At 48.2% G+C, this 19,162-nt stretch carries 19 protein-coding genes; 14 read left to right on the top strand and 5 right to left on the bottom strand.

The genetic code is table 11. From position 1 onward, the window contains the following. The first annotated feature begins 2 nt into the window (after positions 1–2). Positions 3–635, top strand: a complete 633-nt coding sequence (locus tag DW826_RS02145) for a GNAT family N-acetyltransferase (RefSeq protein ID WP_021905127.1) — start codon at positions 3–5, stop codon at positions 633–635. Positions 636–778: 143 nt separating this feature from the next. Here DW826_RS02145 and DW826_RS02140 read toward each other — a convergent pair whose 3' ends face one another. Continuing rightward, entirely contained in the window at positions 779–1,804 is a 1,026-nt protein-coding gene (locus DW826_RS02140) for a sugar kinase (RefSeq protein ID WP_021905128.1), read from the bottom strand. A gap of 287 nt (positions 1,805–2,091) precedes the next feature. Further along, positions 2,092–3,051: a bifunctional 4-hydroxy-2-oxoglutarate aldolase/2-dehydro-3-deoxy-phosphogluconate aldolase gene (locus DW826_RS02135; protein ID WP_015552961.1), complete on the bottom strand. Its 960-nt coding sequence runs from the start codon at positions 3,049–3,051 to the stop codon at positions 2,092–2,094. Between the two features lie 355 nt (positions 3,052–3,406). Here DW826_RS02135 and DW826_RS02130 point away from each other — a divergent pair, with 355 nt between their 5' ends. From DW826_RS02130 to DW826_RS02110, 5 genes are all read left to right on the top strand, one after another. Next, positions 3,407–4,336 (top strand): phosphatidylglycerol lysyltransferase domain-containing protein, encoded by a 930-nt coding sequence (locus tag DW826_RS02130; protein WP_117551878.1) that lies wholly within the window; start codon positions 3,407–3,409, stop codon positions 4,334–4,336. 3 nt (positions 4,337–4,339) lie between these two features. After that, complete coding sequence (locus tag DW826_RS02125; protein ID WP_117551877.1) at positions 4,340–5,365, top strand: GNAT family N-acetyltransferase; 1,026 nt, start codon at positions 4,340–4,342, stop codon at positions 5,363–5,365. A 146-nt stretch (positions 5,366–5,511) separates the two neighbouring features. Continuing rightward, positions 5,512–6,234, top strand: a complete 723-nt coding sequence (locus DW826_RS02120) for an NAD-dependent protein deacylase (RefSeq protein ID WP_117551876.1) — start codon at positions 5,512–5,514, stop codon at positions 6,232–6,234. A gap of 91 nt (positions 6,235–6,325) precedes the next feature. Further along, positions 6,326–7,315, top strand: a complete 990-nt coding sequence (locus tag DW826_RS02115; protein ID WP_117551875.1) for an aldo/keto reductase — start codon at positions 6,326–6,328, stop codon at positions 7,313–7,315. Positions 7,316–7,424: 109 nt separating this feature from the next. Beyond that, positions 7,425–7,622: a DUF951 domain-containing protein gene (locus DW826_RS02110; protein ID WP_015552966.1), complete on the top strand. Its 198-nt coding sequence runs from the start codon at positions 7,425–7,427 to the stop codon at positions 7,620–7,622. Positions 7,623–7,716: 94 nt separating this feature from the next. On the opposite strand, the gene DW826_RS02105 is transcribed toward DW826_RS02110, so the two are convergent. Continuing rightward, entirely contained in the window at positions 7,717–8,220 is a 504-nt protein-coding gene (locus tag DW826_RS02105) for a shikimate kinase (protein ID WP_117551874.1), read from the bottom strand. A gap of 147 nt (positions 8,221–8,367) precedes the next feature. Next, a complete protein-coding gene (locus tag DW826_RS02100; protein WP_117551873.1) occupies positions 8,368–9,273 on the bottom strand; it encodes a LysR family transcriptional regulator in 906 nt (301 codons plus the stop codon). 279 nt (positions 9,274–9,552) lie between these two features. Between DW826_RS02100 and DW826_RS02095 the strand changes: the two genes are divergently transcribed. The 8 genes from DW826_RS02095 to DW826_RS02060 all read left to right on the top strand — a co-directional run bounded on the left by DW826_RS02095 (position 9,553) and on the right by DW826_RS02060 (position 17,523). Continuing rightward, positions 9,553–10,914 carry a sodium-dependent transporter gene (locus DW826_RS02095; protein ID WP_117515026.1) on the top strand — a complete coding sequence of 454 codons (1,362 nt, stop codon included), beginning with the start codon at positions 9,553–9,555 and terminating at the stop codon, positions 10,912–10,914. 173 nt (positions 10,915–11,087) lie between these two features. Then, the gene (locus tag DW826_RS02090; protein WP_021905144.1) at positions 11,088–12,218 is read left to right on the top strand and encodes a tripartite tricarboxylate transporter substrate binding protein; all 1,131 of its coding nucleotides are present in this window, start codon (positions 11,088–11,090) and stop codon (positions 12,216–12,218) included. Between the two features lie 3 nt (positions 12,219–12,221). Then, positions 12,222–12,749 carry a tripartite tricarboxylate transporter TctB family protein gene (locus DW826_RS02085; protein WP_021905145.1) on the top strand — a complete coding sequence of 176 codons (528 nt, stop codon included), beginning with the start codon at positions 12,222–12,224 and terminating at the stop codon, positions 12,747–12,749. 15 nt (positions 12,750–12,764) lie between these two features. Further along, positions 12,765–14,267, top strand: coding sequence for a tripartite tricarboxylate transporter permease (locus DW826_RS02080; RefSeq protein WP_117468990.1), 1,503 nt, complete (start codon positions 12,765–12,767; stop codon positions 14,265–14,267). A 240-nt stretch (positions 14,268–14,507) separates the two neighbouring features. Continuing rightward, the gene (rpsF, locus tag DW826_RS02075; protein ID WP_117551872.1) at positions 14,508–14,795 is read left to right on the top strand and encodes a 30S ribosomal protein S6; all 288 of its coding nucleotides are present in this window, start codon (positions 14,508–14,510) and stop codon (positions 14,793–14,795) included. Positions 14,796–14,813: 18 nt separating this feature from the next. Then, positions 14,814–15,308 carry a single-stranded DNA-binding protein gene (locus DW826_RS02070; RefSeq protein ID WP_021905147.1) on the top strand — a complete coding sequence of 165 codons (495 nt, stop codon included), beginning with the start codon at positions 14,814–14,816 and terminating at the stop codon, positions 15,306–15,308. A 121-nt stretch (positions 15,309–15,429) separates the two neighbouring features. Then, positions 15,430–15,696, top strand: coding sequence for a 30S ribosomal protein S18 (rpsR, locus tag DW826_RS02065; protein ID WP_015552975.1), 267 nt, complete (start codon positions 15,430–15,432; stop codon positions 15,694–15,696). Between the two features lie 651 nt (positions 15,697–16,347). Further along, the gene (locus tag DW826_RS02060) at positions 16,348–17,523 is read left to right on the top strand and encodes a DUF819 family protein (RefSeq protein WP_117551871.1); all 1,176 of its coding nucleotides are present in this window, start codon (positions 16,348–16,350) and stop codon (positions 17,521–17,523) included. 62 nt (positions 17,524–17,585) lie between these two features. Here DW826_RS02060 and DW826_RS02055 read toward each other — a convergent pair whose 3' ends face one another. Continuing rightward, entirely contained in the window at positions 17,586–18,398 is an 813-nt protein-coding gene (locus tag DW826_RS02055; protein ID WP_117483536.1) for an MBL fold metallo-hydrolase, read from the bottom strand. Positions 18,399–19,162: the final 764 nt, after the last annotated feature.

Genomic DNA, 19,162 nt, shown 5'->3' with positions numbered 1-19,162 from the left:
TTATGGACAGCCAGATATTGTACCGGGTACAGAGAGAAGATCTGCCCAGGCTCCAGAAGATGCTGGTAGAATGTTTTGCCAGGGACCCGCTCTATGAGACTCTGATCCCGGATGCCGAGACGAGAAAACGGCTGATGCCGGAGCTTTTTGAGTGTGATCTGAATGAATTTTATGAGACATGTGAGATTTTTGCGGACAGCCCGGAGTTAAACGGACTGTTGGTCGTCTCCGATGAGGCGGAGGAGTATGATCCGGTCCGCTTTTACCTGACGGAGGCGTGGGCATCCTTGAAGACAGATGAGTATCTGATCAAGGAGGATAAGAGCTTAAAGACGCTGTGGAATTTTATCAGGGGACGTGATTACTTAAACTCCCACTGGACCGCCCAGCTCCACCAGGAGAACCGTTTACATATCATCTATCTCGCGGTGAGCCCGAATGTGCAGCACCACGGAGTTGCGGAGAAGCTTATGGATGACGCGATCCGCTATGCAGAGGAACATCGGATGATGATCTCGCTGGAGACACATAATGAGAAGAATGTGGCGTTTTATGCGCATTTTGGATTTAAGGTGTTTGGGATTGTCGAGAAGGGGATGGGACTAAAGCAGTATTGTTTAGTAAGAGAAATTTGACAATAGAGACTTAACTCAACATTTTGTACATAAAACAAGGACCTCAGCGATTGGCAGCCGCTGAGGTCCTTGTTTTATGGTATATATTGAGGAATAAATTTGCCCTTATTGGCAAATGGGGCAACGATATAAATTGAGATCAATTATCTCTGAACACGTCCGGATCCATCGCCGCCAGCTAATTTCTTAACTTCGTCTACGGAAACCATGTTCATGTCGCCTTCGATGGAGTGCTTTAAGCAGGAAGCAGCTACTGCGAACTCGATGATGCTCTGAGCATCCATGTCGCTTAAGCAAGCGTAGATCAGTCCGCCGCCGAAGCTGTCGCCGCCGCCTACACGGTCAACGATGTGCATTGCGTACTTCTTGCTGAAGTAGTAGTCCTTGCCATCGTATAACATAGCGGACCAGTTGTTATCGTTTGCGGAGATGGACTCACGAAGTGTGATAGCAACCTTCTGGAAACCGAAACGGTCAGCAAGCTGTTTTGCAACGTCCTTGTAACCCTCGTGGTTTACAGCACCCTTTGTAACGTCTGTGTTGGAAGCCTTGATACCGAATACATCGGAAGCATCCTCTTCGTTTGCGATGCAGACATCAACATATTTGCAGAGCTCACCCATAACCTCGCCTGCTTTTGCCTTTGTCCAGAGTTTGTTTCTGTAGTTTAAGTCGCAGGAAACAGTGATGCCGAGTTCTTTTGCTTTCTTACAAGCTTCAAGGCAGATAGCAGCAACAGTATCGTTTAATGCCGGTGTGATACCTGTGAAGTGGAACCAGTCAGCGCCCTCGAAGATCTTAGCCCAGTCGAAATCTTCCGGTGTAGCCTCGGAGATTGCGGAATGTGCACGGTCATAGATAACCTTGGACGGTCTCTGGGAAGCACCCTTCTCGAGGAAGTAGATACCTACACGGTCGCCGCCGCGTGTGATAGTGGAAGTATCAACGCCGTATCTTCTTAACTCGTTGACAGCAGCCTGACCGATCTCGTGCTTCGGAAGCTTTGTAACGAATGCAGCGTCAAAACCGTAGTTTGCAAGGGAAACAGCTACGTTAGCCTCGCCGCCGCCGTAAGTAGCGCCGAAGTTGTTAGCCTGAACGAAACGATAGTATCCCTCCGGAGCGAGACGGAGCATGATTTCACCAAATGTAATAACTCTCTTGGACATGAGGATTCTCCTTAAATTTTAATATAATTTATGATCAGATAATGTAGCGTGACGGGAAGTGCGAACTTCACTTTGTTTCGTTTGCACAGCGCGACGGGAACCGCGAACTCCGCTGCGCTACGTTTGCGTAGCGTAAACGGGAAGTGCGAACTCCACTTCGTTTCGTTTGCACAGCGTAACGGGAACCGCGAACTCCGCTGCGCTACGTTTGCGTAGCGTGACGGGAAGTGCGAACTCCACTTCGTTTCGTTTGCACAGCGTAAAAATTTCGGTCCCGAAATTTTTACTTATTTCTGTACAAGGTGTACTGCGAAGCCGCCGATCTCATCTGCGAGATAGATTGCTGTCATCTTGTCGCCTTTGAACTTAGCGGACTCTTCGTTGAACTTGTAGCCCATCATCTCAAGGTAGTTTTTAGCTCTTACTACAGAGTTTGTAGCAACGGCGATATGACCCTTGGAGCCAAGTCCCTTGGACTTCATAGCCTCAACAGCGGTTCCTGCGAATACGGAGCTGTTGCCGACTTTCTTTGTGAATCCGAACAGACCGTCGAATGCGTCAGCAGTTTTTTCAGCTTCTGTCTCGCTGTCGCAGTTGATTCCGATATGAGCAAGCTCAAAACCGAGCATTGTCTGAACAGCTTCCTTTGTGAGGTCGCGGATCTTATCGAACTCACCGGCAGCTACGAGGTCTTTCTTAACCATCCAGCTTCCGCCGCAAGCAAGGATCTTGTCAAATGCAAGGTAGGAGTTGATGTTCTTAGCGTTGATTCCGCCCGTCGGCATGAACTTCATCTGTGTGTACGGAGCTGCCATAGCTTTGATCATGTTGATTCCGCCAGCCTGCTCAGCCGGGAAGAATTTAACAACATCAAGGCCAAGGGAGATCGCCATCTCAACATCGCTCGGATTGGAAGTACCCGGAGTTACCGGAATTCCCTTATCTACACAGTATTTAACAACGGTCGGGTTTAAGCCCGGGCTTACGATGAATTTTGCGCCTGCGTTTACTGCACGGTCAACCTGCTCAGTTGTAAGAACAGTACCTGCGCCAACTAACATCTCCGGGAATTCTTTTGCCATAATACGGATGGACTCTTCTGCTGCAGCTGTACGGAATGTAACCTCAGCGCACGGAAGACCGCCCTCGCAAAGTGCCTTTGCAAGCGGTGCTGCATCCTTTGCATCGTCAAGTACAACAACTGGAACAATACCAATTTTCTGGATCTTCTCTAAAACTTCGTTCATGATTCCTGTCTCCTTTTTTGCTTTATAAATTTAGGAAATTCAGTTTTAGTCAATAATCAAGTCATATTGAGTTTTAATACCTGGTTTCATAATGCGGAACTAAGTTTCGCATTGCGGTATCATCTAAATTAGATTATACTCATGAGATTCGAATTGTCAATAGCGAAAAAGCCTAATTTTACTGGATTTTCTGAGTAAAACTGCCGAAAAACAAATCGCTTCATTTTATTATGGAAGTGTGGTAAACTATAAAAAGTAAAAAACAAGGGAACCATAAGAGCAGAAAATATTTCCTGTGAAAGACCGGGAACGGCTGCCGGAGATGAGCGGCAGTTAGAAAGGAAAAAACAATTATATGGATATACAGTTTCAGAAGCTGGGCGCCGAGAATTTTGCGGAACTCAGTAAGTATTATGGAAGACGCCACGACAATACATGTGACAGTGTGATGCTTGACAATTTTCTCTGGGCGGATTATTATCATGTCCACTTCTGCGAGAGAGATGGCAAGGCAGTTCTCTGGATTATGAAGATTTTAGGAAAGATGTACGCATCTCTTCCTGTGTGCGCCATCGAGGATATGCCCCACTACTTTAAAGAGATCGAACAATATTTCAACGAGAATCTTCATCTGCCGCTTGAGATCTACCTGGCGGACCAGGAGGCGGTGGATTATTTAAAGCTTCCGGCGGACCGCTACTCCGTAACGGAGCTTCCGGATGCAAAGGACTACCTTTACAGTGCGGAGGCGTTGAAGACATTGTCCGGAAAAGCACTTCATAAGAAGAAAAACAACCTGAACGCATTTAAGAAAGCATATGATGGAAGATATGAGTACCGGACGCTCTGCTGTTCGGACGGCTGCGAGATCTGGAAGTTTCTGGATCAATGGAGAGAGGGAAAAGGCCAGGAGGTCGAGGGACACTTGGATTATGAAGTGGAAGGAATCCACGAGATCTTAAGGAACTGCTCGATGCTGTCAGTCCGCATGGGAGGGATCTATGTGGATGACCGGTTGGAGGCGTTCTCCATCGGAAGCTATAATAATAAGGAAAAGATGGCGATCATCCACATCGAAAAGGCGAACCCGGAAATGCGAGGCCTTTACCAGATGATCAACCAACAGTTCCTGATCCATGAATTCCCGGAGGCGGAGATCGTAAACCGTGAGGATGATATGGGACTCCCGGGACTTCGTCAGGCAAAGATGTCCTATGCGCCGATGGATTTCGCAAGAAAGTATCGGATTAAACAGTTAGATTTTGAGGCACAGAGCGCGGAGTAAAGTATGATACGGTATTTGGAGACAGAAGAAAAGGGAAGATGCCTGGATCTCTGGAGAGAGGCGTTCCCGGAAGATTCCACGGAATTTTGCGATTATTATTTCAAGGAAAAAATGAAGGACAACAAGGTACTTGTCCGGGAGGAGAATGGCGAGATCGTGTCCATGATCCACCGGAATCCCTATAAGATCTATATGCGGGGAAGTGAGGCCGTATGCGATTATATCGTCGGCGTTTCCACCCTGGTTGCCGAGCGCCACAAGGGATACATGAGAAGTCTCATATTAGCCATGCTGCGGGATATGCAGGAAGAGCAGATGCCGTTTACGTTTCTGATGCCCGCAAGGGAGTCCCTGTACCGTCCCTACGATTTCCGGTATATTTATGATCAGCCGCGCTGGGTTCTCAAATATAATCCCCATATCCACAGAGAGCCCTGTAACCTGAAGACGCTGGGCGCAGATCTGGCGGAGTGGCAGACTGCCTGGTTAAAGAGACAATATGAGGTTTTCGCGATCCGTGATGAGGCATATTTACAGCGGATGGAGAAGGAGCTTGCCAGCGAAAATGGAACCTGCACACTGCTCTATGACGATGACTGGTTTATCGGAATGCAGAGTGAGTGGGGCTTAAAGGAACGGGAGATGCGTTATCTCTACACCGGAGAACATTACCGGAGCGAGGCGGGACGGAAGCCGGCGATCATGGCGCGTATCGTCTGCATGCCGGAGTTCGTAAAGACGATCCGGCTGGCGGAGAACTGTCCGCAGGATGAAGTGACGGTGGAGATCGGGATCAACGATCTCTTCGTACCGCAGAATCAGGGTGCATGGCTGTGGCAACTGACAAAGGAAGGCTCGAGGATGATCCAGGAATCCCGGTTTATCGCAAAGGGGAAAATGGAGGTCCTGACGATCTCGGAGCTTACCGAGTGGCTGTTCGGGTACCGGACACCGGCGCAGGTGGCGAAGATTCCGTATGGGGAGTATATTGAGCCGTTTCGCGGAGTGTTCTTAGATGAAGTTGTGTAAATGATATCAGGGTCAAACGGTGCATGATCCGCTGACAGCAAAGCAGAAAAGCGCATGATATCAGATATGAGATGACTCCCACCTCTTTAGGTGGCGAGCAGCAAGAATGCCGAGACGTTCTTGAATACAGAAAGGAGAGATCTGTCATGACAGAGCGGGAAACATTAAAAAAGTGGCTGGATGAGAGCAGCAATATCGTATTTTTCGGCGGTGCCGGCGTGTCCACGGAGAGCCATATTCCGGATTTCAGGAGTACGGACGGACTGTACAACCAGCAGTATGATTATCCGCCGGAGACGATCTTAAGCCATTCCTTCTATATGAGAAAGCCGGAGGAATTTTACCGATTCTACCGGAACAAGATGCTGTTTCCGAATGCGGAGCCGAACAGAGCTCATAAGGCACTTGCAAGGTTAGAGAAAATGGGAAAATTAAAGGCGGTCGTAACACAGAATATCGACGGACTGCATCAGAAAGCGGGCAGCAGGGAGGTTTTGGAGCTCCACGGTTCTGTCCTTCGGAATTACTGTACGCGCTGCGGAAAGTTCTATGGGCTGGATGCGATCTTAAATTCTACGGGAGTCCCGAAATGTACCTGCGGCGGAACGATCAAGCCGGATGTAGTCCTCTATGAGGAAGGTCTGGATCAGGAGACCATCGAAAAATCCGTGAAATATATCGCGAATGCGGATGTGCTGATCATCGGAGGGACGTCCCTCACGGTATATCCTGCAGCGGGGCTCATCGATTATTACCGGGGACATAAGTTGGTCCTCATCAATAAATCCGTGACACCGATGGATAACCGCGCGGATCTCGTGATCAGCGGGCCGATCGGTGAAGTGCTTGGGGACGCAGTCGGAGTGTGATTCCGGAAAGAATATCAGGGCTGGAAATAGCGGACTATGCCGGGATAAATGCGGAATACTGCAACAGGCGGAAATATGGGAGGCAGAAACTATGTATCAGGCAGCAGAGAATCGTTATGAGACTATGGAGTATAAACGCTGTGGAAGAAGCGGTTTAAAGCTTCCGCGGGTCGCGCTGGGATTATGGCAGAATTTCGGACTGGAAAAGACGATTACAGATCAGGAGGAGATCCTGTGCCATGCATTCGACCACGGGATCACACACTTTGATCTTGCGAACAACTACGGACATCCGGCAAACGGCCTTGCGGAGAAAAATTTCGGACAGGCATTAAAGGACTGCCTTGGTACATACCGGGATGAGCTTGTGATCTCCACAAAAGCCGGATATGATATGTGGCCGGGACCTTACGGAAACTGGGGTTCCAGAAAGTATTTGATGGCGAGCCTCGACCAGAGTTTGAAGCGCTTGGGACTGGATTACGTGGATATTTTCTACCACCACAGACCGGACCCGGAGACGCCGATCGAGGAGACGATGGGAGCACTGAGCGATATCGTCCGCAGCGGAAAAGCGCTTTATGTCGGACTTTCCAATTATAAAGAGGAAGAGACGAGAAAAGCAGTAAAGATCCTAAAGGAAAACGGAACGCCGTGCCTGATCCACCAGCCGCGCTATAATATGCTGGAGCGTTGGGTGGAAGACGGACTTCTCTCCGCGCTTGATGAAAACGGAGTGGGCTGTATCTGCTTTTCCCCGCTCGCTCAGGGCGCACTGACAGATAAATACCTGAAGGGGATTCCGGCAGGTTCCCGCGCATCCCGTGAGGGAACGACGGTGGCACAGCGGTATCTTTCTGATGAACAATTAGAAAAAATCAAACAATTAAACCAATTTGCGGAAGAACGTGGACAGACGCTGGCGCAGATGGCTATCGCCTGGATCTTACGCCGCCCGGAGGTGACAACGGTCCTGGTGGGCGCCAGCAGGGTTTCGCAGCTGGATAACAGTCTTGTGGCGCTTGAGTGCACGGGATTTTCGGAGAATGAGCTGAAAAGGATCGACGAGATTCTGGCATAAAAGAACTTAGAACAGGATCAACACGCAGAAAACGTATGAAGCGTGAAAATTTGTAAGAAATAAAAGATCGTTTGAGAAGACAGGTTTCAGGCAACAGGAGACATAGAGAATGGTATATGAAGTAGGCGATATCGTAAAATTAAAGAAACCGCATCCCTGCGGCAGTCAGGAATGGGAAATCCTGCGCGTGGGCGCGGACTTCCGCTTAAAATGCATGGGCTGCGGCCATATGGTCATGGTGACGAGACGGCTGGTGGAGAAGAATACCAGAGGACTCAGGAAACCGGATGGGACGGAAGTAAAATAAAGGAAACTTGAAAAACAAAAACCAGTCACATGGGATCCATTAGAGCGGAAAGCGTAATGGAAAACGTGTGGCTGGTTTTTGAGTTCGGAGGCAACTATAAAAGCGCACAGATCTTCGCCGCCGCATCCTGCGGCCCCCCAGTATTCGGGATATCGTACTTTGCATATTTCTTATATAACCCGCGTCGCATGAGATAGGTATTCTCGATTTCCTCTTTTGTGTGATTCTTAAATAACGGTCGTTCCGGGTGTAACGCAAGGTTCCGGTAGCAGTCCTCGAACGGGCGGTCGATATAGAAGATCGTGCCGCTCTTTTCGAGGATCTCCCCGTTCCGGTCAAAGGTCAGCATTCCGCCTCCGGTGGAGACCACGGACGGGCCGAGGCCGCATACCTGACGGGCGATCTCATGTTCATAGTCCCGGAACAAAGACTCCCCGCCTTCTGCGAAGATCTCCGGGATCGTCATCTTGTAATGTTCGATCAGCATCTGATCCGTATCGTAAAACGGGAGACCGAGCTGTTCGGAGAGAAGTTTTCCGATAGTGGTCTTTCCGCTGCTTGTGAAGCCGCATAAAATAATTGGATGTTCTGGTGTCATGTCTGGTTCCTCTCGAAAGGCCTGCGTATTCAGGCGAAAATATTCTGCGTTTTCTATCTTGCATCGGTTGATGGAAAATGAGCTGGATGTACCGGTTCGTAAATAAAAACATATTTAAAATATCATAAATATAGTAGAAACGCAATATTACTCCGACTTCAACAATGGATAATGCCCCAAAAACTGCTGCAGCGCCAGATTCCCGGAGGATCTTTTCCACGCCGCAATGATCTCAACGACCTCCTCTTCGCCGATCAGCGGGATAAACACAAGGTTTTCCGCATTTGTCAGCTTATGCGTTACATAGGAGGGAATAATGGAGATCCCTTCCTCGATGGATACCATCATGAGAATACTCTCCACATCGTTGGAACGGAAGAAGATGTCCGGATGATATCCGGCCTGTTCATACATCTCGTAGAAGCGGAGGTCACTGACGGAATCCCCGGTGCTGGACGGGGTCATGAACAGCAGGCGTTCGCCGTGGAGCTCTGACCGCTGAAGGGATTCCCGTCTGGAAAGTGGATGATTGCTGTAAACAGCGACCATCAGAGGACTGCGTTCAATGAGCCGGTATTCAATGGACTCGTTTTTCACAAGCTCCGTGCTGTCCCAGGTAAAAATAATATCATATTCGTCCTTCAATAGCCCTGCGGCGAGAAGATCGGTGTTCCGTCTGTAACAGGAGACAAGAATATTTGGATATTTATTATGGAAGAAACGCAGGGAGTTGGAAAAATTGCTTCGCTCAAAACCTTTTGTATATCCGATCCGCAGGGTTCCTACCATACCGGTTGAAACCTCCTGAATCCGGTTTACCGCCTGATCAATGCGGCCGAGGATCGACCTTGCATCACTTAAAAATGCGCTTCCGGCCGGAGTCAGGGAGATCGGGCGACTCGACCGGTCAAAGAGCGGGACGCCGAGGCTGTCTTCTAACGCGTGAATCTGCTGGGTGATGGCAGTCTGGGTAATATAAAACTGATCTGCGGCTTTTGTGAAGCTGCGGCATTCAGCGGCGGTTACGAAGTAGCGCAGCTGGTTTGTGTTCATAAGCTCCTCCTAAAAAATAGGAATAAATCGCCCCACTCTGTGGGAAGGATCGTTACTCTTCGTAAAACATAAGTTTTTCTTATGATATCATACAAAATGCGCGGTTGCAAATCCTTTTACCGGGCGGTATCATAAGACTACTGATGCTGGACTGCGGTACAAGGGCAGATATGTTCCAAACGGAACATGCTGTACCATACCGAATACAGTGAAGGCAGCAGGATAAGAGCTGCGGATAAGACAGGCGCGGGCCGCAGCCGTAAGAGGGGAGTTATGCTTATGAAACGAGAAAATTTTGGCTCACGTTTAGGCTTTTTACTGGTAAGCGCGGGCTGTGCGATCGGAATTGGAAATGTGTGGCGTTTCCCGTATGTAGCGGGACAGAACGGCGGCGGTGTGTTCGTCCTGTTCTATCTGCTGTTCCTGTTGTGTATGGGCGTCCCGGTTCTCACGATGGAGCTTGCGGTGGGACGTGCAGGACGAAAGAGCGCGGTCGGCGCGTATCGGGCACTGGAAAAGCCGGGCAGTAAATGGCATGTACACGGATGGTTCTGTATCCTTGGCTGTTACCTGTTAATGATGTATTACACAACCGTATCCGGCTGGATGCTCAGCTATTTTGTGAAGTTCGCGACGGGAACATTCACCGGAATGAATACGGATCAGGTCGCGGGAGTATTTGGGGATATGCTTGGCAATCCCGGAGAGATGGGATTCTGGATGGCTGTGACTGTTGTTGTCGGATTTTTTATCTGCAGCAGAGGTCTTCAGAATGGCCTTGAGAAGATCACAAAATGGATGATGGCGGCGCTGTTATTGCTGATCCTGGTGCTTGCGGGACACAGCCTGATCCTTCCGGGCGCGAAAGAGGGACTGAGCTTTTATCTTCTCCCGGATTTCAAACGCGCGTCGGAGGTCGGGCTCGGATCGGTGATCATGGCGGCCATGAACCAGTCCTTCTTTACATTAAGCCTTGGCATTGCGGCAATGGAGATCTTCGGGAGCTACATGTCCGAGGAACATACGCTTGCAGGTGAGGCGGTACGGATCTGCGGCCTTGATACGCTGGTAGCCCTTTCCGCCGGACTGATTATCTTCCCGGCATGCTTTTCCTTCGGCGTACAGCCGGATGCCGGTCCACAGCTGATCTTCATCACACTTCCGAACGTGTTTGCAAACATGGCAGGCGGACGGATCTGGGGCATGCTGTTCTTCTTATTTATGTCGGCGGCAAGCTTCTCAACCGTTATCGCCGTGTTTGAAAATCTGCTTTCCAGCTGCATGGATAACTTTGGATGGAGCAGAAGAAAGGCTTCCGTGATCAACTGCATTTTCGTCCTGATCGCCAGCCTGCCCTGTGTTCTGGGCTACAATGTATGGAGTAACCTCCACATCATCGGCGCGAGAGATGTTCTGGATTCTGAGGACTTCTTAGTCAGCAACCTGCTTTTACCGCTTGGATCCCTTGTTTATCTCTTATTCTGCGTGAGCAAGTGGGGATGGGGATATGATAAGTATCTCGCGGAGGCAAACAATGGAGCGGGACTTAAGATGCCGGGGGCGAACTGGGCGAAGATCTATTTTCGGTATGTTCTTCCGGTGCTGATTTTGGTGATCCTGATCCAGGGACTGATCGGATAACAGACTGACCAGTATGCACGAAATTCATCAAAAGACAGGAATTCATGAAAAACTTATCGGTTTAACGCGATATACACATAAAAACTTTAAAGTGTAAAAGCTTTTGTATTGAATATCGAAATAACCTGTGTTATAATAAGCATCGCAAATACAAAAAAGAGGAGAGTGCCACAATGAAAAAGATGATTGCACTGGGCATGGCCGCTATGATGTGCCTGTCCATGACTGCATGCAGTGTCTCCACATCTTCCAAGACCGAGACGACTGCAGCAGCAACAGAAGCAGCTGAGACAACTGCAGAAGCAGCAAAAGACAGCGAGACAACCGCAGAGGCTGCCGGCGATCTTGTTGCGACCGCAGATTATCCGACAAAACCGATCACAATGATCATTCCTTACGGTGCAGGCGGAACAACCGATACCTGGGGCAGAAAGCTTGCAGTTCTGCTTGAAAAATATTTAGGACAGCCGATCACCGTTACAAACCAGGGCGGCGCGTCCGGATCCATCGGAAGCCAGTTCGTAAAAGAGCAGCCGTCTGATGGTTACACACTTCTTGTGTGTGCAGAGACGATGGGAACCTACAGAACCATGAATATCTGCGACCTCGGATACGATGATTTCACCGTTATCTCTCCGTTAGTTGGTGATCCGAAGGTACTTGTAGTCGGAAAAGACTCCAAGTACAACACTCTTCAGGAGCTTCTTGATGCGATCAAGGAAAATCCGGGAAAGATCACAATGTCCCACTCCGGTCCTGGAGGAAGCGGACACAATCAGGGCCTTGTATTAAAAGAGCTCGGCTATGAAGTTGCTATGACAAGCTTTGACTCCGGTAACGACGCACTTCTCGGTGTTATCGGCGGACAGGTTGACTTCACAAACCCGAATATCTCCACCCTCGGCGGCTATATTGAGAGCGGCGATGTAAAACCGTTAGCAGTATTCTCCGATAAGAGAATGGACGCTTACCCGGATATCCCGGCGTTTACAGAGACAGTTCCGGAAGCTGAAAAGTACTTAAATATCCCGTACACACTCCTTTCCTTCGTTGTAAATAACGATACACCGCAGGAGGTCGTTGATGTATTAAAGGCAGCATCTGAGAAGGTATTCGCAGATCCGGAGTGGACCGACTTTGTAAAACAGAACGCAGCGGATCCGGTATATGACGAGTACAAAGATGACGCATCGATCCAGGCATTCTATGACAACTGGAAATCCGTAATCTGCTGGTTACAGTATGACAACGGTGTTGCCGAGAAGAGTCCGGAAGAGTTCGGCATCAAGAGAATTGGAGAATAATCAATGAAGAATAAGATTCATTCGCTGATCGTCGAAGGAATTGTATTTTGCGGGAGCGGCCTTGTGCTGCTCTCGTATTCTCTTTCATCCTACGCGAAAGGGTTTAACAAAAGCTGGGCACAGTCCCCGTACCTGTTTCCGCTGATCGTGGCGATCGCCATGATCGGTCTGTCCTTATGGATCGTCGGAGAGGGAGTTACGGCGATGAAAAAAGCTGCCGCAAATCCGGATGACAAGAAGCCGGAAAAGGCAGGAAAAACAGAAAAGAGGCGCTGGGTCGTGATCGCCCTGATCCTCTGTGCGATCTACTATGCGGCTCTCGCCTTCATTAAAATTCCGTATATCACCATCGGAATTTTATCTTTTGCGTATACATTTTCGACATTTGAGGTTGTGACGGTGGTATTCCTGATCGCCATGATGGTTTTCATGGGTGTCAGAAAAATTCCGGTCCTTGTCTTCGTGCCGATCGGAACCACCTTGTTCTTAAGCCTCGCATTCCGCACATTCTTACATGTGCTTCTGCCATAGAAAGGAGAAAGGAAAATGATGCAGATGTTATCCGTGGTCGATCCGCGGTTTATCCTTATGGTTCTCCTTGGTTCTGTGGCTGGTCTGTTCGTAGGAGCGATCCCGGGACTTTCCGTGTCCATGGCGACCGCGCTTCTCGTATCCATTACTTATACCTGGGAACATTCAGACGCCCTGGCGATGATCATGGGTGTCTATGTAGTCGGAGTCTTCTCCGGTGCGGTATCGGCGATCCTGATCAATATCCCCGGCGCGCCTTCATCGGTCGTAACGACACTGGACGGCTACCCGATGTCGAAAAAGGGTCAGTCCTACAAGGCACTCTTTACCGCAACGATCTACTCGTTTATCGGAAGCTTATTTGGTCTTCTGGCTCTGGGACTCTTAGCGGAGCCGGTATCCAGAGTTGCGATCAAATTTACAAAGATGGACTATTTCCTTCTGGCTCTCTTCGGACTTGCGACAGTCGGCTCCGTCAGCACGAAGAACTACGCGAAGGGTCTTATCAGCGTTATGATCGGTCTTGTGATCAGCATGATCGGACTGGATCCGCTGATGGGAACAAAGCGCCTGACCTTCGGAATCCAGAACCTCGCGGGCGGTGTCAGCACAGTCCCGGCACTTGTCGGCTTCTTCGGTTTCGCAGAAGTGCTCTCTGTTGTATACAACATGAAGCAGGAGCAGAATGTCCTTGCGATGGAAAAGGCGAAGGTCAGCCTGAAAGAGATCTTAAAAAGCTGGAAGCTTTCCTTATATACATCCACGATCGGTCTTTTAGTCGGCGCTCTTCCGGGAGCAGGCGGACCGGTGGCATCCTTTATCGCATATAATGAGGCGAAGCGTCTCGTAAAGAAGCCGGAGGTTCCCTTCGGCGAGGGCGCGGTGGAAGGAATCGTTGCCAGTGAGTCCTCCAACAACGCATGTATCGGCGGTGCACTGATCCCGATGCTGACGTTGGCGGTTCCGGGCGACGCAGTTACCGCGATCATCCTTTCCGTATTCTATGTCCATGGCTTACAGCCGGGTCCGTTATTTATCACCCAGAACAAAGAATCCTTCTACTCGATCGTAGTAGCGGGAATCATCGCGTGCTTTGCGCTTTTACTGTTAGGACTGATTGTTGCCCCGAGGATCTGTAAGGTCATTACGATTCCGAAGAACATCATGATCCCGGTGGTAACGAGCCTCTGTGTGATCGGTTCCTTCGCGTGCAACAACCGTCTGTTTGATGTGGGACTCATGTTCTTCTTCGGACTGATGGGATTCATGATGCGCCGGTTCGATTATCCGGTTGCCCCGCTGATCCTTGCGATGGTACTCGGAAAGATGATGGATTCCAACTTCCGTCAGGCTGTGTCTCTGGCATCGTCCTCCGACAACCCGTTTATGGCGATGTTCGGACATCCGATCACGATCGTTCTTTCGATTTGTACATTATTCGTCCTGCTTGGAAATATTCCGTGGACGAAGCCGTATATCGATAAAGTAAAAGGGATCTTTTCGAGAAAAACGGCGTAATTTCAGATAAAACTTCTGAAAAACAGGCCGGATCACCAAATTTCGACCGGCGCAGGATTTCTCACCGGAGTGAAAGCTGGTAAGAAATGAAAAAAGTATAAAAAGAGCAGGAAATCAGGCAAAAAGTGCTTGCATTTCCTGCTCTTTTTTGCTAAGATTATTACCTGTGACATGTAAAAAATCCTTGCTCCTGATACTGAAAATCGGGGGCCGGAAGACCAGAAGGAGGTTTATGAAACTATGAACAAATACGAGTTAGCAGTTGTTCTTAGCGCAAAACTTGAAGATGACGAGAGAGCAGCCGCACTTGAGAAAGTGAAAGGCTATATCACACGTTTCGGCGGCAATGTCGTTGATGTGGACGAATGGGGCAAGAAGAGACTTGCATACGAGATCCAGAAGAGCAAAGAGGGATTCTACTACTTCATCCACTTCGAGGGCGAGGCAAACTGCCCGAACGAGGTTGAGGCTCACATCCGTATTATGGAGCCGGTTGTTCGCTATCTTTGCGTAAGACAGGACGCTTAATAAAGAAAGAGTGAGAATATGAATAGAGTTATCCTTATGGGTAGATTAACCAGAGATCCGGAAGTGCGCTATTCCCAGGGCGAGCGCTCTATGGCAATCGCAAGATATACGCTTGCAGTTGACAGAAGAGGCAGAAGAAGCCAGGACGGCGATCAGGGTCAGACGGCCGATTTTATCAACATCGTAGCTTTTGATCGTGCCGGTGAATTTGCGGAGAAATATTTCCGTCAGGGCATGCGTGTACTGGTTTCCGGAAGAATCCAGACCGGAAGCTATGTAAATAAGGATGGCCAGAAGGTCTATACAACAGATATTATTGTAGATGACCAGGAATTCGCTGACAGCAAGGGTCAGGGCGGCGATAACAGCGGCTTTGGCGGCGGCAACAGCTACGGCGGCGGAAACCGCGGCGGCTATCAGCAGGGGACAAGACCTGCTCCGTCCAGTGCCATCGGCGATGGATTTATGAATATTCCGGATGGAGTCGAGGACGAAGGACTTCCATTCAACTAAATATCAGTCTGAGACAATACAGTGCGTTACTCCTAATTCGCTGTGAGTAGACTGAGTTTGCACGTGGCCGGACAAGCGTTGGACGGTTACAGACAACGAAACTAACAGGAGGTAATTTAAAATGGCATTCAATAAAGGTGACAAGTCCGATTCTTCCAGAGTAAGAAGAGGCGGCATGCATAGAAGAAAAAAAGTTTGCGTATTCTGCGGCGATAAGAACGGCGAGATCGATTACAAGGACGTAAACAAGTTAAAGAGATACGTATCCGAGAGAGGAAAAATCCTCCCGAGAAGAATCACAGGCAACTGCGCAAAGCACCAGAGAGCTTTAACAGTAGCTATCAAGAGAGCACGTCATATCGCTCTTATGCCGTACACATGTGAATAATTCCTTAGAATAAGGATTTTCACGGATAAAGTAAGGTTTTATCTAATTAATTTGAAGCATCATTCGAGGATTCCATATGAGAGATCATGTGGGATCCTTTTTTTGGCGTAGCAGAGAATTTCCTGTTACACAAAAAGGCACTACATGTCGATGATGTGCACCCGCGCGATGATCGCGCTGAACAGATGGAGTTATGACAGGTATTGACATTAAATCGAAATAAGAAAAAGAAATTTGTTTTTCCTGAAAGCTGGAAAAATATAAGAAGCTGCAATAAGGAACTGCATGAAAATTGCATTAAAAGATATTTAAGGATATTTATGTCTGAAAATTGACTTTTTTGCTGACACCCTTTATACTACGTAGAGGAAAAGTCAAAAAAAGAAACAGCAATGTGGAAGGGCAGTACACTATTCGAGAGGTCATTGAAAGGTCCAGAACATTATTCTGGACCCTTTTTTTAGCCTTCTGAGGAAATTCTATGGAGAAACAGTACACTGCTATGCCAGTCTCACATTGCTCTGCGGTTTGTGAAAAGGTATCGAAAGGGAGAAGGAAGGGGGAGCTAAAAATTTCAACCGCTCGTTATGGCTTGTTCTGAATAAGAAAATAAAGCCCACCGATATTCGGTGGCAGAATGGAGCATTTCAAATGATTCATGATGGATTTATCTATCTGGCCACTTTAATGCTGTTAGCAGCAATTCTGGTCAATCTTCCCGTGTACCTGCGGGGAAAAGGCGCACAGACCTTTTTTAAATTTGCACCGCCGATTGTTCTGATCTATTTAGGCATGATGCTTTTATGTACTATGAAAGTATGGGATCTGCAGGATACGTCAGCCATTTACGTATCGATCAAAAATCCGTTACTCTACGCAATGCTGTTTTTAATGCTGCTGCGTTGTGATCTGAAAAAGATCATTAAATTAGGACCGAAAATGCTGATCGGTTTCTTCTCAGCGAGTATTTCAATCGGTGTTGGTTTTGTAGTAAGCTATGGCATTTTCCATAAATTACTGGGTCCGGAAAGCTGGAAAGCACTTGCAGCACTGTGCGGAAGCTGGTTAGGCGGCGGCAGTAATATGCTGGCGATTCAGGCAATTCTGGATGTAAGTGAAGAAAGTCTGGCATATTCTCTGGTAATGGATTCGGTTTGTGCAGTAATCTATGTTATGTTCCTTCTGTGGGTGATCAACTTCTCTAAGGAATTCAACTCCTGGACAAAGGCAGATGTACGTCTGATCGATGAAGTAGGAGCATCTCTGGAAAAAGAGGCAAGGGAGGACAAGAGACCTCTTACCTGGAAAAACATGCTTCTTTTAATCGGCGTATCCTTCTTTATATCCTCTCTGTCCAAGGATGCCGGTGTTATGGTTGCGTCTGTTCTGCCTGTTTTTGATAAGGCAACCTGGACAGTTCTTCTTGTAACAGCTGTAGGTCTGATCGCAGCAATGACTCCTTTTGGAAAGATTAAGGGAACGGAAGAAGTTTCCAATATCATGCTTTACATTGTCATCGCGATGATCGCTTCCAGAGCAGATATTTCTGCTATGGGAAATGCACCGGTATGGCTGGCTGCCGGATTCCTGATCCTGCTGATCCATATAGCGGTTATGGTAATCCTTGCAAAGCTGATCCGACTGGATATCTTTACCTGTGCGGTTGCTTCTCTGGCGAATGTCGGAGGAACTGCGACAGCACCGGTACTTGCAGGTGCATACAGCAGCGCACTGGTTCCGATCGGTATCCTGATGGCTCTTCTTGGCAATATTATTGGAACACCGGGCGGCGCATTTGTAGGATACTTAATGAGCCTGATCGGGTAGAGAACAACAATTGAAACGGGTAGTACAAGAACTCCGCACGGGAAACTGTGCGGAGTTTGTTTTTAAAATTCCATCACTAGCCCCGCATGCAGCTTGAGAACGGATTCTCCTAACGTCTCTTTCAGGAGATCAAAGGCATGATCTCCGGTGCAGTGGCCGGTGTAGATTTCAGAAATACCGGTGGAGCGGATCCCTTCGGCGAGGGCAAGGATCTCTGCGTCGGTCTTATTGTAGAGGTGGAAGCCGCCGATCAGGGCTTTTACTTTTTTATCCGGGAAAGTCGCGGTGACCTCACGGATAATGGTATCGGCGCCGCCGTGGGAACAGCTGTTGAAGATCACAAGACCGTCCGGTGTGTCGAAGACAAGACTTTGCTCATGGGAGAAGGAATCCGGTCTCCAGCGCCGTTTTTCCTTCAGGTACATGTGCTCCCGGATTCCTTTTTTCTCCAGTCCCGGAGTTTTATGCGGGATCAGATAAACCCCGTCACACGGTGAAAAGTCCCCGGAGACGAGCTTGATCCGGTCCGGATACTTTTTTAGGATACCCTTTGGAATACCGATGTATTTCTTATAGTTCCAGACACCTTTGCAGCAGTTTTCTCCGGTGGTTTCCCTAAAGTAGAACGGTGCGGATGAATTTACCCTGAAAAATTCCGGGATTCCGTCTGCATGGTCGTAGTGCGCGTGGGAGAGAACTCCGAAATCCACGTCTTTCATGTTCAGTCCAAGCACATCAGCATTCTTCAGAAAAAGCCCGGATGCCCCGGCATCGAGAAGGATATGTTTCCCATGATATTCAATAAAAATGGATAATCCCCATTCACAGCCGAGATTTTCGGCGGGGATGTTGTCGCTGAGTACGGTTGCTTTCATAAATGAAAATCCTTTCGTAAAGTATTGATTGATAGTTGCCTTATAACTTTATTTTCTTCATTAAACACAAATGCGAACTTCCTGCAGGAAAGAGGTTTTGTATAACTTCGCGGCTTTACAAATTTCTTTTGCAATCTCTTTCTTATCGATCTTTTTCCTCATTAGATTTTTCCTATCAACGGTATTTGGGTAACAGAAACGCCGGACAACCAAAGTTATCCGACGCATTTTTTATGATTGCGAGTTTTATGCTGGCTGTCAGCCTCGATGCCTTGCCGAGTATCATAAAGTGCTGGTAATTACCCTCCCCAGCCGGAGTACAGCTTTCATGTGTCGCCACACGGAAACCTTTCTGGCTCATTTATATTATACTTAAATCCCGTCCTCTTATCAACTGATTTTGAAAATATCCAAGATTTTAACGGAAATGGCATGGAAGGTGTTACAGGAAAATCGCAGAAAGACCTCTTGAATATTTAAAGAAGAGATGTTATATTATAGATAAGAGAAGTGCCACCGATAGACGGCTTGGCCCTCGAAAATATGGATTAAAAAATAACCGCTAGTTTTGCGAGGACTGGGCGGTTATTTTTTTGCGTTTTTTTCGATGTATCAGAGGGTCACGCATGCCCTCTGCGAAGAGGGCCAAACCGCCTACCGTTATGGTGGCACCTATATTATTCTATCACAATTTCTTTGAGCTATAAAGTCTATTTTACGCTACTGGTGGTTTTAGAAGCCGTGCCACTGCTATACACGTCAGG

The organism is Clostridium sp. AM34-11AC, assembly GCF_003435375.1.
Lineage (GTDB): Bacteria > Bacillota > Clostridia > Lachnospirales > Lachnospiraceae > Pilosibacter > Pilosibacter fragilis.
The sequence above is the reverse complement of the archived record's forward strand: the minus strand, read 5'-3'. Positions and strand labels throughout refer to the sequence as shown.